At 50.4% G+C, this 15047-nt stretch carries 11 protein-coding genes; 10 read left to right on the top strand and 1 reads right to left on the bottom strand.

Annotated features, from left to right (window positions below; genetic code table 11):
* From LCM00_RS14390 to pyrE, 9 genes are all read left to right on the top strand, one after another.
* The coding region (locus LCM00_RS14390) for a solute carrier family 23 protein (protein WP_318247617.1) at positions 1 to 522 on the top strand (522 nt) is incomplete at its 5' end.
* 175 nt (positions 523 to 697) lie between these two features.
* The gene (locus LCM00_RS14395; RefSeq protein ID WP_224903287.1) at positions 698 to 1636 is read left to right on the top strand and encodes an aspartate carbamoyltransferase catalytic subunit; all 939 of its coding nucleotides are present in this window, start codon (positions 698 to 700) and stop codon (positions 1634 to 1636) included.
* The gene (locus tag LCM00_RS14400) at positions 1599 to 2885 is read left to right on the top strand and encodes a dihydroorotase (protein WP_224903290.1); all 1287 of its coding nucleotides are present in this window, start codon (positions 1599 to 1601) and stop codon (positions 2883 to 2885) included. The genes LCM00_RS14395 and LCM00_RS14400 overlap by 38 nt, the downstream gene beginning before the upstream one ends.
* Positions 2882 to 3988 (top strand): carbamoyl phosphate synthase small subunit, encoded by a 1107-nt coding sequence (locus LCM00_RS14405; RefSeq protein WP_224903295.1) that lies wholly within the window; start codon positions 2882 to 2884, stop codon positions 3986 to 3988. Before LCM00_RS14400 ends, LCM00_RS14405 begins: the two co-directional genes overlap by 4 nt.
* Complete coding sequence (carB, locus tag LCM00_RS14410) at positions 3967 to 7179, top strand: carbamoyl-phosphate synthase large subunit (protein WP_224903298.1); 3213 nt, start codon at positions 3967 to 3969, stop codon at positions 7177 to 7179. Before LCM00_RS14405 ends, carB begins: the two co-directional genes overlap by 22 nt.
* On the top strand, positions 7176 to 7955 hold the full coding sequence (locus LCM00_RS14415) for a dihydroorotate dehydrogenase electron transfer subunit (RefSeq protein ID WP_224903301.1): 780 nt from the start codon (positions 7176 to 7178) through the stop codon (positions 7953 to 7955). The genes carB and LCM00_RS14415 overlap by 4 nt, the downstream gene beginning before the upstream one ends.
* Entirely contained in the window at positions 7952 to 8893 is a 942-nt protein-coding gene (locus tag LCM00_RS14420; protein ID WP_224903304.1) for a dihydroorotate dehydrogenase, read from the top strand. The genes LCM00_RS14415 and LCM00_RS14420 overlap by 4 nt, the downstream gene beginning before the upstream one ends.
* Entirely contained in the window at positions 8865 to 9581 is a 717-nt protein-coding gene (gene pyrF / locus LCM00_RS14425; RefSeq protein WP_224903306.1) for an orotidine-5'-phosphate decarboxylase, read from the top strand. The genes LCM00_RS14420 and pyrF overlap by 29 nt, the downstream gene beginning before the upstream one ends.
* The gene (gene pyrE / locus LCM00_RS14430; RefSeq protein WP_224903308.1) at positions 9578 to 10210 is read left to right on the top strand and encodes an orotate phosphoribosyltransferase; all 633 of its coding nucleotides are present in this window, start codon (positions 9578 to 9580) and stop codon (positions 10208 to 10210) included. The genes pyrF and pyrE overlap by 4 nt, the downstream gene beginning before the upstream one ends.
* Before the next feature lie 51 nt (positions 10211 to 10261).
* Here the strand turns inward: pyrE and LCM00_RS14435 are convergent, their stop codons facing one another.
* Positions 10262 to 11974, bottom strand: a complete 1713-nt coding sequence (locus LCM00_RS14435) for an Rqc2 family fibronectin-binding protein (RefSeq protein ID WP_224903310.1) — start codon at positions 11972 to 11974, stop codon at positions 10262 to 10264.
* A gap of 329 nt (positions 11975 to 12303) precedes the next feature.
* On the opposite strand from LCM00_RS14435, the gene LCM00_RS14440 reads away from it, so the two are divergent.
* Positions 12304 to 14982, top strand: coding sequence for a cation-translocating P-type ATPase (locus tag LCM00_RS14440; RefSeq protein ID WP_224903313.1), 2679 nt, complete (start codon positions 12304 to 12306; stop codon positions 14980 to 14982).
* The last annotated feature ends 65 nt before the right edge of the window (positions 14983 to 15047 follow it).

Genomic DNA, 15047 nt, shown 5'->3' on the forward strand with positions numbered 1-15047 from the left:
GATTATGTTAAAAACCCAGGACTGCACAGGTCGATTCTCGGAGACGGTATGGCCACCATCATATCCGCGCTGATCGGCGGACCTCCTAAGACGACTTACGGTGAAAATATCGGCGTCCTTGCGATCACCAGAGTGTACAGTGTATATGTGCTGGCAGGTGCCGCTGTAGTTGCAACTGTGTTCGGCTTCATCGGAAAAATCACTGCGCTGATCGCTTCCATCCCGACACCGGTGATGGGAGGGGTTTCCATCCTGCTGTTCGGCATCATCGCATCATCAGGTCTGAGAATGCTGGTTGACAGCAAGGTGGACTTTGGGGACAAACGCAATCTGGTCATCTCATCTGTCATCCTGGTCATTGGGATTGGCGGAGCCCATGTAACGCTTGGCGGATTAAATCTGGAAGGCATGGCGCTGGCAGCAATCTGCGGCGTAGTGCTCAACCTGATCCTGCCGGGCAAACCGCAAATTGAAGAAGATATGTTTGAAGCGGAAACCGAAAAAAAAAGTAATGTTGCATAGATAAGACACTTTTTAAAAAAGTCCAGAGAGGCTTGCAAGGGTGTTGATGTGCTGCGGGAGGAAGCTCGGCTGCTTTTTCCCGTGCAGTATGGCATGTTGACTTTTCAGCACCCTGAACCTTGTTCAGGGTGCTTTTTTTACAGCCTTGCCCGCCTCCGTTAAGGGGGAAGCAAAGATGAAAGATCTGCTTACGATGAATGAGCTGAGCATAACGGAAATCGGGGAGATTCTGAAACAGGCCCAGGAGTTTGCTGAAGGAGCAGTCTGGAGGCCTACTTCACAGTCCTTCGTTGCCAATCTCTTCTTTGAGGCAAGCACAAGGACCAAGTGCAGCTTCGAAGTTGCCGAGAGGAAGCTTGGCCTTGATGTGATCCCTTTTGAAGCAGGGACTTCAAGCGTCCAGAAGGGCGAATCGCTTTATGACACGGTGAGGACACTTGAATCCATCGGTGTCGATGCGGTGGTCATCCGCCATCAGGAGGAAGATTATTTCAGCGCACTTTCCGGCAGGATAGGCATCCCGGTCCTGAATGCAGGTGACGGCTGCGGCCACCATCCAACCCAGTCACTGCTGGATCTGCTGACGATCCGGCAGGAGTTCGGCCGCTTTGAAGGCTTGAAGGTGGCCATCATCGGAGACATCCTTCACAGCAGGGTGGCAAGGTCCAATGCTGAAGCACTGGCAAGGCTGGGGGCAGAAGTTGTATTTTCGGGGCCCGAGGAATGGTTTGATCCTTCCTTCAGCCATTCTGGAAGCTTTGAAGAAATCGATGAAGCGGCTGCAACTGCGGATGTGGTCATGCTGCTAAGGATACAGCATGAGCGGCATCAGGAAGGCACCGTGCAGTCAGCTGCAGAGTACCACGAAAACTACGGTCTCACAGAAGACCGGGAAAAGCGGATGAAGCAGGGAAGCATCATCATGCATCCCGCCCCGGTCAATAGAGGGGTCGAGATAGCAGACAGCCTGGTGGAATGCAGCAGGTCAAGGATTTTTAAACAGATGGAAAATGGTGTATTTGTCCGCATGGCAGTTCTGAAAAGGGCACTTGAACATAAAGAGGGGAGCGGTAAACATGAAGAAGCTGATCAAAAATGGCAGATTGCTTACTGAAAACGGAGAGCTGGTACAAAAGGATATCCTGATCGAGGAAGGAAAAATCGCAAAGGTCGGAGCTGGAATCTCCAGTCCGGATGCTGAAGTGATAGATGCAGGCGGGCTGCTGGCAGTCCCGGGCTTCGTTGACCTCCATGTACACCTGAGGGAACCGGGGGGAGAAAAAAAAGAAACGATCGAAACGGGTACCAGGGCTGCAGCACGCGGAGGCTTTACAACCATCGCCCCAATGCCGAATACAAGGCCGGTGCCTGACACGGTGGAGCAGATGGAATGGCTGAACAACAGGATTGCGGAAACGGCTCATGTAAGAGTCCTTCCTTATGCCTCGATCACGGTCAGGCAGCTTGGCAGTGAGCTGACCGATTTTGAAGGTCTGAAGCAGGCCGGCGCCTTTGCTTTTACTGATGACGGCGTGGGAGTGCAGTCTGCCGGGATGATGCTTTCTGCAATGAAAGAGGCTGCGGCCGTTGGCATGCCTGTTGTTGCGCACTGCGAAGAAAATACACTAATCAATAAAGGCTCTGTCCATGAAGGGGAGTTTTCAAGAAAGCATGCAATCAATGGGATCCCATCTGTATGCGAATCTGTACATATTGCAAGAGATGTGCTGCTGGCTGAAGCGGCTGGCTGCCACTATCATGTATGCCACATCTCTACTAAAGAATCTGTCAGGGTTGTCAGGGACAGCAAAAGGGCAGGGATTAAGGTAACTGCTGAGGTAACTCCTCACCATCTACTATTATGCGAAGACGATATCCCTGGACTTGATCCAAACTTTAAGATGAACCCGCCGCTGAGGAGCGCCAGTGACCGTGATGCACTGATAGCGGGACTTTTGGACGGTACGATCGATTTTATAGCAACCGATCACGCCCCGCATACTGCGGAAGAAAAAGGCGAAGGAATGGAGCTGGCCCCATTTGGGATCACCGGGCTTGAAACTGCCTTTCCTCTTCTCTACACACACCTGGTGCTGAAAGGAATCCTCACTTTAAAACAGCTGGCCGATTTTATGACAATCAAGCCTTCGGAAGCTTTCGGCCTGCCATACGGAAAACTGGAAGAAGGTTCTTTTGCCGACCTGGTGCTGGTTAATCTGGATCTTGAGCAGAACATCGATCCGCAGGAATTTTTATCAAAAGGAAAAAATACCCCGTTTTCAGGCTGGAGCTGCAAAGGATGGCCGGTTCTGACAATAGCCGGCGGAAGAACGGTATGGGCGAAGGAGAGTGTCAACGCATGAAGAAACAGCTGATCTTGGAAGATGGAACCATTTTTATCGGAGATGGATTCGGGAGCGATTCAGCCGCTTTTGGCGAGGTGGTATTCAATACAGGTATGACAGGATATCAGGAAATCCTCTCTGACCCTTCATACTGCAGCCAGATCGTGGTGCTGACTTACCCCTTGATCGGGAATTATGGCATCAACAGGGATGATTTTGAAAGCATTCTGCCGGCGATTCACGGATTCATAGTCAAAGAAGCCGCTGAATTTCCTTCTAACTGGAGGAACGAGCACTCTTTAGGAGATTATCTTGAAGCGAAAGGCATTCCTGGAATAGCAGGGATCGACACAAGGAAACTGACAAGAATCATCCGGAAGCACGGGACTTTAAAAGGGAGCATATGCCCGATTGAACAGGATCCTTCCGAAGTGATTGAAAAGCTGAGATATGCTGTCCTTCCCCGCGACCAGGTGAAAAGGGTATCAACGAAGACAGCCTACCCTTCCCCGGGCCGCGGCCGCAGGGTCGTGCTTGTGGATTATGGGATGAAGCATGGAATTCTCAGGGAGCTGAACAGGCGCGGCTGTGATGTGATCGTTGTGCCATACCACACAACAAGCGAGGAGATCCTCAGCCTGAGCCCTGACGGGGTTATGCTCTCAAATGGGCCTGGGGACCCGAAAGATGTAAAGGAAGCCATCCCGATGATCCAGGGGCTGCTCGGGAAGGTCCCATTGTTTGGAATCTGCCTCGGCCACCAGCTGTTTGCCCTTGCTTGCGGCGCTGATACAGAGAAACTGAAGTTCGGCCACAGAGGGTCCAATCATCCTGTAAAAGAACTTAAAACCGGGAAAGTGGCGCTGACTTCACAAAACCACGGATACTCAGTCAATGAAGAGTCCATTGCGGGAACACCACTTGAAGTGACGCATATCGCGCTTAATGACGGAACAGTTGAAGGGCTGAAGCATAAATATGTGCCGGCATTCACGGTCCAGTATCATCCTGAAGCCTCTCCAGGGCCTGAGGATGCCAATAATCTCTTTGAACAATTTCTGCAAATGATCGAATCTGAGAAACGGGAAGGTGCTGCAGCATGCCAAAGCGTACAGATATAAAAAGCATTCTAGTAATCGGGTCGGGGCCCATTGTCATCGGGCAGGCGGCGGAATTCGACTATGCCGGGACACAGGCCTGCATAGCGCTGAAAGAAGAAGGATATAGGGTCATCCTTGTCAACTCGAATCCGGCTACCATCATGACAGATACTGAGATAGCCGATGCAGTCTATATTGAACCCCTGACGCTTGAGTTTGTCAGCAGGATCATCCGCAAAGAGCGCCCTGATGCGATCGTTCCAACCCTGGGAGGGCAGACCGGCTTGAACCTGGCAGTCGAGCTGTCTAAAGCAGGCGTGCTTGAAGAGTGCGGTGTGGAAGTGCTCGGCACAAAGCTGTCAGCCATTGAAAAAGCGGAAGACCGCGATTTGTTCCGGAATTTAATGAATGAATTGGGCGAGCCGGTCCCTGAAAGTGAAATCATCCATAGCATTGATGAAGCCCTTGAATTTGCCGGGCAGATCGGCTATCCGGTGATCGTCCGCCCTGCTTTTACACTTGGCGGAACAGGCGGAGGCATCTGCCACGATGAAGAAGAGCTGCTGGAAACTACGGCGAGCGGCCTGAAAAACAGCCCTGTCACCCAGTGCCTTCTGGAGAAGAGCATTGCCGGCTTCAAGGAAATAGAATACGAGGTTATGAGAGATTCCAACGATAATGCAATCGTTGTCTGCAATATGGAAAACATCGATCCGGTAGGCGTCCATACAGGGGATTCCATCGTTGTCGCCCCGAGCCAGACCTTAAGCGACCGTGAATACCAGCTGCTCCGCAATGTATCGCTGAAAATCATCCGCGCCCTTGAAATCGAGGGAGGCTGCAATGTTCAGCTTGCACTGGATCCATACAGTTTTGACTACTATATTATTGAAGTGAATCCTCGTGTGAGCCGCTCTTCTGCGCTGGCTTCCAAGGCAACAGGCTATCCGATTGCCAAGCTGGCTGCGAAGATTGCCGTTGGCCTGACGCTTGATGAAATGATGAACCCGGTCACCGGAAAAACGTATGCGTGCTTTGAGCCTGCCCTTGATTATATTGTCACAAAGATCCCGCGCTGGCCTTTTGATAAATTTGAGTCAGCCAATCGCTCGCTCGGCACGCAGATGAAAGCAACCGGTGAAGTAATGGCCATCGGGCGGACATTTGAAGAGTCACTGCTTAAGGCCATCAGGTCGCTGGAAGCCAATGTATACCATTTTGCTTTGAATAATCCTGAGGAAATCGATGATGCTCTTATGGAAAAGCGGATCCGCAAAGCAGGCGATGAGAGGCTGTTCTATATCTCTGAAGCTCTGCGGCGGGGAGTAACGATCGAAACCATCCATGAGTGGAGCCAGATCGACTTATTCTTCCTTTATAAAATGAACAAAATCGTTTCCTTTGAACAGATTCTCTCTGACAAACGGTTTGATCTGGAGACCGCGAAAAAAGCAAAGGAAATGGGCTTTTCTGACCTGGTGATTGCCGGGCTTTGGGATGCCTCAGAGCAGGAGGTCTACAGCTGGCGGAAGGAAAATGGCATCGTACCGGTATATAAGATGGTCGATACTTGTGCAGCTGAGTTCGAATCAGAAACACCTTATTATTACGGAACCTATGAAGAAGAAAACGAGTCTATCGTTACAGACAGGAAAAGCATTGTCGTGCTCGGGTCCGGACCCATCCGCATCGGGCAGGGAATAGAGTTCGACTATGCAACCGTGCACTCTGTATGGGCAATTAAAGAAGCAGGCTATGAAGCAATCATCATCAATAATAACCCGGAAACCGTTTCTACAGACTTCAGTATCTCTGACAAACTTTATTTTGAACCCCTGACGATTGAGGATGTTATGCATATCATTGATCTGGAAAAACCAGAGGGGGCAGTTGTCCAATTCGGGGGCCAGACAGCGATCAATCTTGCAGCAGAGCTTGTGAAGCGCGGGGTGAAAATCCTCGGGACATCACTTGAAAACCTTGACCGTGCTGAGGACAGGGACAAATTTGAAATGGCGCTGACAGACCTGGGGATTCCCCAGCCGCAGGGGAAGACAGCTTTCTCTGCAGAAGATGCGGCCGTGATTGCTGCTGAAATCGGCTATCCTGTCCTAGTCCGCCCTTCGTATGTCCTGGGAGGCAGGGCGATGGAGATTGTCTATAAAGAAGAAGAACTGCTTCATTATATGAGAAATGCGGTCAGAGTGAATCCGGATCATCCTGTCCTGATCGACCGCTACCTGACAGGCAAGGAAATTGAAGTTGATGCGATCTCTGACGGGGAAAGAGTCGTCATCCCGGGCATCATGGAGCATATCGAGCGGGCAGGCGTCCACTCGGGCGACAGCATCGCCGTATACCCGCCTCAAAATCTGACAGATGAAGTGAAAGCCAAACTGGCCGAATATACAGAAAAGCTGGCAAAGGGCCTCGGCATCATCGGTCTCCTGAATATCCAGTATGTGGTGGCAAAGGGAGAGGTGTTTGTCCTGGAAGTGAATCCGCGGTCCAGCCGGACAGTTCCATTCCTGTCTAAAATCACCAATGTCCCGATGGCTAATATAGCAACAAAGGTAATCCTTGGCCAGTCGCTTGAAAGCCAGGGGTATGAGTCAGGTCTTGTACCGGAAAAGCAGGGCGTATATGTAAAGGTGCCGGTGTTCTCCTTTGCAAAGCTGAGGCGGGTAGACATCACGCTCGGCCCTGAGATGAAGTCGACAGGCGAAGTTATGGGGAAAGATCATACCCTTGAAAAAGCTTTATATAAAGGTCTTGTCGCATCAGGGATGAAAATCAGCGGGTACGGAAATGTCCTGATGACAGTGGCCGATAAAGATAAAGAAGAAGCGCTGGCACTTGCCAGGAGGTTTGCCGAAATCGGCTATCAGGTAATGGCGACAAGCGGTACAGCAGGGTATTTCTCTGCTGCAGGCATTCCAGTGAAAGTTGTCGACAAAATCGGGGCAGAAGGCCCTGACCTGCTGGATGTCATCCGCAATGGAGAGGCACAGCTGGTCATCAATACGCTGACAAAAGGAAAGCAGCCGGCGCGCGACGGCTTCCGGATCCGCAGGGAATCAGTAGAAAACGGCATCGCATGCCTGACATCCCTGGATACGGCTGAAGCGATTCTCCAGGTAATTGAATCAATGAACTTCTCAGCAGAGGCGATGATGCCAGGCAGCCATGAGAAGAAGGCGGTCCTTCTATGATCAGAAAGGAACTCTGCACGATTGTTTCACATAAAGAAATCAGCAAAGATATTTATGAGCTCACCTTAAAAGGTGAGCTTGTCAATGAGATGGAGACTGCTGGCCAGTTCGTCCATCTAAAGGTATCAAACGGATATGATCCGCTTTTAAGAAGGCCGATTTCAATTGCAGAAATCAATAAAAGCAGCCAGACCTTTACAATGATATACAGGGCAGAAGGCAGGGGCACTATTCTGCTGGCTTCAAAGCAGACAGGCGAAAAGGTCGATGTCCTTGGTCCGCTGGGCAATGGCTTTCCTGATGAGGAAGCCCGCACTGGCCAGACAGCCCTCCTTGCAGGCGGGGGGATTGGTGTGCCGCCCTTATATGAGTTGTCGCAAAGGCTGAAGGCGCGGGGCGTCAAGGCGGTACATGTGCTTGGATTTCAATCGGCTGAACAAGTGTTTTATGAAAAGGAATTTTCAGTGCTGGGACAAACGTTTATTGCAACCGCGGATGGAACATACGGATCAAGGGGATTTGTGACCGACGTCATTGTTCGGGAAGAATTGGAATTTGATGTGCTGTATGCCTGCGGGCCGACACCAATGCTGAAGGCGCTGGAACATGCCTATCAGGACAAAAAGGTCTTTTTATCGCTGGAAGAGCGGATGGGCTGCGGCCTTGGGGCATGCTTTGCCTGTGTCTGCCATACGGCTGACGATCCCGAAGGCTGCAGCTATAAAAAAGTCTGCACAGACGGGCCTGTATTCAGGGCAGGGGAGGTTGTGCTATGAGTATGCTGAATGTTGACTTGCCGGGATTAACCCTTAAGAATCCGGTAATGCCCGCTTCCGGCTGCTTTGGATTCGGTAAGGAATACAGCGGGTTGTATGATTTAAGCCTGCTGGGAGCCATTATGATCAAAGCAACCACTCTTGAGCCGAGATTCGGGAATCCGACTCCGAGGGTCGCGGAAACACCTGCCGGGATGCTGAATGCAATCGGCCTTCAAAACCCGGGGCTTGATAATGTGCTTATGGAGGAGCTTCCAAGACTGGAGCAATATGATGTTCCGATTATCGCCAATATAGCAGGCAGCACGGAAGAAGATTATATAGAAGTGGCCAGTGAGCTGTCAAAAGCGTCAAACGTTAAGGCTTTGGAGCTTAATATCTCGTGTCCGAATGTCAAGACGGGGGGCATTGCTTTCGGGACCATCCCGGAAGTTGCAAAGAACCTGACAAAGAAAGTGAAAGCTGTTTCTTCTGTACCTGTGTATGTAAAACTGTCCCCTAATGTCACAAATATTACAGAGATGGCTAAAGCCGTTGAAGAAGGCGGTGCAGATGGTCTTACCATGATCAATACGCTTCTTGGCATGAGGATGGATCTGAACACTGGCCGCCCTATCCTTGCCAACCGGACGGGAGGCCTTTCTGGGCCATCAATAAAGCCTGTGGCGTTAAGGATGATCTATGAAGTGAGCCAGCAGGTGGATCTGCCCATCATCGGAATGGGCGGAGTGGAAACAGCGGAGGATGTGATCGAGTTCTTTTATGCAGGAGCTTCAGCTGTTGCGGTCGGAACGGCCAATTTCGTCGATCCTTTTGTCTGTCCAAACATTATAGATGAGCTTCCAGGACTGCTGGAGAAGCTTGGTTTCGAGCATATTAGCGAATGTACGGGAAGGAGCTGGGGCAAGCATGAAAAATCCGCTTATCATCGCGCTTGATTTTGCCGGAAAGGAAGAAGTTCGATCGTTCATCGGTAAATTTCCGGAAGAAAAATTATATGTAAAAGTGGGCATGGAGCTTTTTTACCAGGAGGGACCTGATATGGTCCGGGAACTGAAGGCGGAAGGGCATGAAGTGTTCCTGGATTTGAAGCTCCATGATATTCCTAATACAGTCGGCAGCGCCATGCGCAGGATTGCCGGCCTTGGCTGCGACCTGGTCAATGTTCATGCAGCCGGCGGCAGCGAAATGATGAAAGCCGCTCTTGAAGGGCTTGAAGAAGGGACAGCAGCCGGCAAAAAAAGGCCGCTTTGCATAGCGGTGACACAGCTAACCAGCACTTCAGAGAAACAGATGCGGGCAGAGCAGCTGATCCCGGTTCCCCTCAATGATTCTGTTATTCATTATGCTGGGCTTGCCAGACAGTCCGGGCTTGATGGCGTCGTCTGCTCCCCGCATGAAGCAAAGCTCCTGAACAGCCGTTTTGGAGAAGAGTTCCTGACAGTGACGCCCGGCATCCGTCTGGCAGAAGAGTCGGCAGGGGATCAAAAGAGGATCAGCACACCGGTATTTGCAAGGCAGGAAGGAGTCTCGGCCATTGTGGTAGGCCGTTCCATCACAAGAGCAGCTGATCCGTATGAAGCTTATCTGTCATTTAAAAATCAATGGGAGGGCGTTTTGTCATGAAAAAAACAATTGCTGAAAGACTGCTGGAAATAGGAGCGGTTGCTCTGCAGCCTTCCGAGCCTTTTACCTGGTCATCGGGCCTGCTTTCGCCCATCTACTGCGATAACCGCCTGACGATGTCATATCCTGAGGTGCGCAGGGAGATTGCTGAAGGGCTCAAAGTGCTTATAGAAAAGCATTTTCCGGAAGCTGAGATTATAGCCGGAACCGCGACAGCAGGCATCCCTCATGCTGCCTGGGCAAGCGATTTGCTGGAGCTGCCGATGTGCTATGTGCGTTCAAAAGCGAAGGAGCATGGAAAAGGAAAGCAAATTGAAGGAAAGGCGGAAAAAGGGCAGAAAGTGGTTGTTGTTGAAGATCTTATTTCAACTGGAGGCAGCGTCATCACAGCTGTTGAAGCTCTTCGTGAAGCAGGCTGTGAAGTGCTTGGGGCTGTATCTATCTTTACATATGAACTGAAGCAGGGTGATCAGAAGCTTGCTGAAGCAGGGATAAAGTCGTATTCCCTGGCAACTTTTACAGAGCTTGCGGAGACAGCAAGGGAGAAAGGCTATATCACATCCGGCGAAATCTCTGCCCTTTCGGAATGGAGAGAGAATCCAGCCGAATGGGGTGCGGTCAGGAAATAATAAAAAGGAAGCAGAATCTTAGGACTCTGCTTCCTTTTCATTTTGCCAGCTTTACTGCATTTTCTTTAGAGCCAAAACAGTTTCCTCGTCAGGTGTTACATATACTGTCTGCTGATTGTCGTAGATGACAAATCCGGGCTTTGCACCGCTTGGCTTTTTGACATGGCGCACCTGGGTATAGTCAACCGGCACCGAGCCAGAGCTGCGGGCCTTGCTGAAATAGGCAGCCAGCTTTGCGGCTTCAAGTATCGTTTCATCGGAAGGAGTTTTATCCCTGATGACGACATGGGAGCCTGGAATATCCTTTGTATGAAGCCAGATTTCATCTCTGGCAGCAAGCTTATTGGTCAGATAGTCATTTTGCTTGTTATTCTTTCCGACATAAATTTCTGTGCCGTCCGTTGCGGTATATCTGTCCAGGACAGGCTTTGCATTGGCTGTTTTTTTGTTCTGTTTTTTCTGGCGGATGCGTATATATCCGCCCTCTGCCAGCTCTTCTCGTATTTCTTCGATATCCTTAGTGGATGCTGCTTCAACCTGCTGCATGAGCGATTCGAAGTATGCGGCCTCTTCCTTCGCTTTATCGATCTGCTCTTTTACGATGCCTGCGGCTGTTTTAGCTTTCTGATATCTTGTGAAAAATTTCTGCGCATTCTCTGAAGGGGTTTTTTGCGGATTGAGCGGGATGACAATCGTCGCGCCGTTTTCATCATAATAGTTGATGACCTCGATTTCCTTCATGCCTTTTTCAGCTGCATACAGATTGGCTGTGAGCAGTTCCCCGGACAGCTGGTACTGATCGGCGTTCCTGGCTTCCTCCAGCGTTTTTTCAAGCTTCTCAATCTTTTTCTCGTTTTTCTCTTTTTCATTAATAATGAAGCGCTCAAGGTCATTTCCCTGCTGCTTGACGCGGTCCCTTTCGGCTTTACCGAAATAAAACCGGTCCAGCATCCCGCTCAAGGTCTCGAAAGTCCTGCTCTCGCCGCCTGTGTGCTCCAGGGGGAACAGATAGAAGTTTTCTTTTTGCCCTGCCGTAATGGCTGGTGTATATTCATGATCTTTGATTGGGCCGAGCAATTCCATAAATGCCTTTGGGATTGTATTCCGGTTGCTCATCCCTGCACGCTTGACAGCTTCTTTCGCAAAAAGAGGAGAAATACCCGCAAATTGTTCAACAAGCTGCTTATCCATTTTCCCGGCATTAAAATCAAGCCTTCTGAGTATATCTTCTTCCCCGAGCTCCAGCGGATTGATTTTATTCTGCTCCGGCGGGCTTACATACTCCTGGCCCGGCAGTATGGCCCTGTGGCTGTTCAGTGCATATGAAACATGCTTGATGCTGTCAAGGATCATATTGCGGCCTTTATCTACAAGTACGATATTGCTGTGGCGCCCCATGATTTCCACAATCAGCTGTTTGTATGAGATATCGCCGATCTCATTCCGCCCTTTTACATCAAGGATGAGAATTCTGTCCAGGCCTGCCTGGCGGATATCCTCGAGTATGTAGCCTTCCAGATGCTTGCGGAGCAGCATGCAGAACATAGGGGGCTCACTCGGGTTGTCGTAAGCCTCATTTGTAAGCTGGGCCCGCGCATAGCTTGGATGGGCGGAGAGCAGCAGCTTATGGTTTTTTCCATTCGCCCTGATGACGAGTACAATTTCGTTTTTGAACGGCTGGTGGATTTTATTGATCCGCCCGCCCTGCAATGTATCTGAGAGCTCATGTGCCATGGCTCTTGTAAACAATCCATCAAATGACATAAGGAACATCCTTTTCTTTTGTCCGGCTGGGAATGGTCCCAATCCGGGTAAGTATTTTCAGCGCCAGTTTGATGCAGCGCTTTTTTGTTTCTAATATCTTATTTTATCAAAAATCCCGCAAGATTGCTCATTCTTCCCCTGGCTTCTGGCATTTTTTTGGACAGGTCTGAATAAGATTTCTTAGAGCGGAGTGGGACAGCTTTGCGCCAGTAACTGCCGCAGGGCTGGAAGACGGGGGAATTCATTCAGATCGAGCAGGATTTCTGTCATGGCCTGCTTCAAGGAGGCAGGCTCCCATAGAATTTTAAAGGAGGAAGAGTGATGGCCGGATGAAGTTCCATGAGATGAATGAAAGAGAAGTGGAAGAAGCATTAAATACGAATTTTTCGGCTGGGCTGACCGATGAAGATGTGAAAAAACGGAGGAATCAGCATGGCTTCAATGAACTGGCAGAAGGGGAAAAGCAGTCGGCCCTGCTGCTGTTTTTCAGCCAGTTCAAAGATTTCATGGTGCTGGTCCTGCTTGCGGCCACTCTTGTTTCAGGGCTGTTGGGAGAATATATTGATGCGATTGCCATTATTGCAATTGTCATCATTAATGGTTTGCTGGGCTTTTTCCAGGAAAGGAAAGCAGAGAAATCACTTTCTGCTTTAAAGGAATTGTCCGCACCGCAGGTACAGGTTCTCCGCGGCGGCAAGTGGGTCAGGGTACCCTCCAAGGAGGTAGTGCCAGGTGACCTGCTGAAGTTTTCGAGCGGCGACCGGATTGGTGCAGACATCAGGCTGATTGAATCCAAAAGCCTTGAAATTGAAGAGTCGGCTTTGACGGGTGAGTCGGTTCCTGTCCAAAAGACAACTGCCTCTTTAAAGGCCGATAACCCGGGGCTTGGCGATATGGAAAATATGGCTTTTATGGGCACGATGATTACCAGGGGCAGCGGTGTTGGAGTGGTCGTCGCTACTGGCATGAAGACAGCGATGGGCCAGATAGCCGATTTGCTTCAGAATGCCGAAACGATGGAAACGCCCCTTCAGCGCAGGCTGGAGCAGCTTGGTAAAATTCTGATTACTGCCGCTCTCCTACTGACAGTCCTGGTCGTCCTGGTCGGCGTCATACAGGGCCACGAACTGTACACGATGTTCCTCGCAGGCGTTTCACTTGCGGTCGCAGCCATTCCTGAGGGACTGCCTGCCATTGTAACGGTTGCCTTATCGCTTGGCGTCCAGCGGATGATCAAGAAAAATGCCATTGTGAGGAAACTTCCTGCTGTAGAAACGCTGGGATGCGCTTCTGTCATCTGCTCCGATAAAACTGGAACGATGACGCAGAACCAAATGACGGTCACCCATCTTTGGAGCGGAGGGAAACAGTGGACGGTGGACGGAATCGGCTATGAGCCTTCAGGAAACTTTTATTGTGATGATAAGCGGGTGGATGTGAAGGCCCAGAAGTCGCTCCAGCAGATGCTGATGTTCGGGCTGCTTTGCAATCATGCGGAGCTTGCAGAGAAAAAAGGGGAATACAGCATCGATGGAGACCCTACAGAAGGAGCTCTCCTCGTAGCTGCTATGAAGGCTGGCTACAGGAGGGAAAGCCTGATGGACCAGTACCAGGTCCTCAATGAGTTTCCTTTTGATTCGGCCAGGAAAATGATGAGCATCATCGTTAAAGACAGGAACGGCAGGCAGTTCATTGTGACAAAGGGTGCCCCGGATGTTCTGGCCGGCATCAGCGATTCTATCCTCTGGAATGATAAGCGCCAGCTGATGACAGGCGAAATGAAAAAAGTGGTGCAGGAGGCGATCGACGGACTGGCTTCCCAGGCGCTGAGGACTATTGCCATCGGATTTAAGGAGCTTCCGGCAAACCAGGTGGTCCTGGATGAAAAAGAAGCAGAAAAAAACCTGACACTGATCGGCCTCCAGGGCATGATCGATCCTCCCCGCCCCGAAGTGAGGACAGCGGTGAAGGAGTGCAGGGAAGCAGGCATTAAAACGGTGATGATTACGGGCGACCATGTGATCACTGCCAAGGCGATTGCCAAACAGCTGGGCATCCTGACAGGCAGCAGCAAGGTTCTGGACGGCAAGGCGCTCTCTGAAATGTCCGTAGGGCAGCTCGAGGATGTGGTTGATGAGGTTTCCGTTTTTGCAAGGGTGTCGCCAGAGCATAAGCTTAAAATAGTCAAAGCCCTGCAAAATAAAGGTCATATCGTTGCAATGACAGGCGATGGGGTCAATGATGCGCCTGCCATCAAAGCGGCAGATATCGGAGTGGCCATGGGCATTACAGGAACAGATGTGGCGAAGGAAGCCTCGGCCCTTGTCCTCCTGGACGATAACTTCGCCACGATTAAGGCAGCAATCAAGGAAGGGCGGAATATCTATGAAAATATCCGCAAGTTCATCAGATATCTCCTTGCCTCTAACGTGGGTGAAATACTGGTGATGCTCTTTGCAATGCTTCTTGCCTTGCCGCTGCCGCTTGTTCCTATCCAGATTCTCTGGGTCAATCTTGTTACAGACGGGCTCCCGGCAATGGCCCTCGGACTTGACCAGCCGGAGGATGATGTGATGAAAAGGAAGCCGCGCAGCCCGAAGGAAGGCGTTTTTGCAAGGGGGCTCGGCTGGAAGGTGGTCTCCAGGGGCTTCCTGATAGGGATTGTAACACTTGCAGCATTCATGCTCGCATATAAGAACAATCCGGATCAGCTCGGATATGCCCAGACAGTGGCATTTGCCACCCTCGTCCTTGCACAGCTCATCCATGTTTTCGACTGCCGGAGCGAGAAATCAGTTCTGGCCAGGAATCCGTTCGGCAATAAATATCTGGTTTGGGCCGTAATTTCTTCGCTTCTGCTGATGATTATCGTTATCTACTACCCGCCGCTGCAGCCGATTTTCCACACGATGGCTATACAGCCTGGAGACTGGATTATGATCACAGCGCTTGCTTCCGTTCCAACTTTTTTGCTTGCCGGAACGTTTTTATTAAGAAAAACAAAATAAATTATGGTATAATCCTAAAGGTAGTAGAGAAGCCTCTATTACCTTTTCTTTTGTCTTGAAACGCC

The organism is Bacillus infantis (assembly GCF_020171945.1).
Classification (GTDB): Bacteria; Bacillota; Bacilli; order Bacillales; family Cytobacillaceae; genus Bacillus_AB; species Bacillus_AB infantis_A.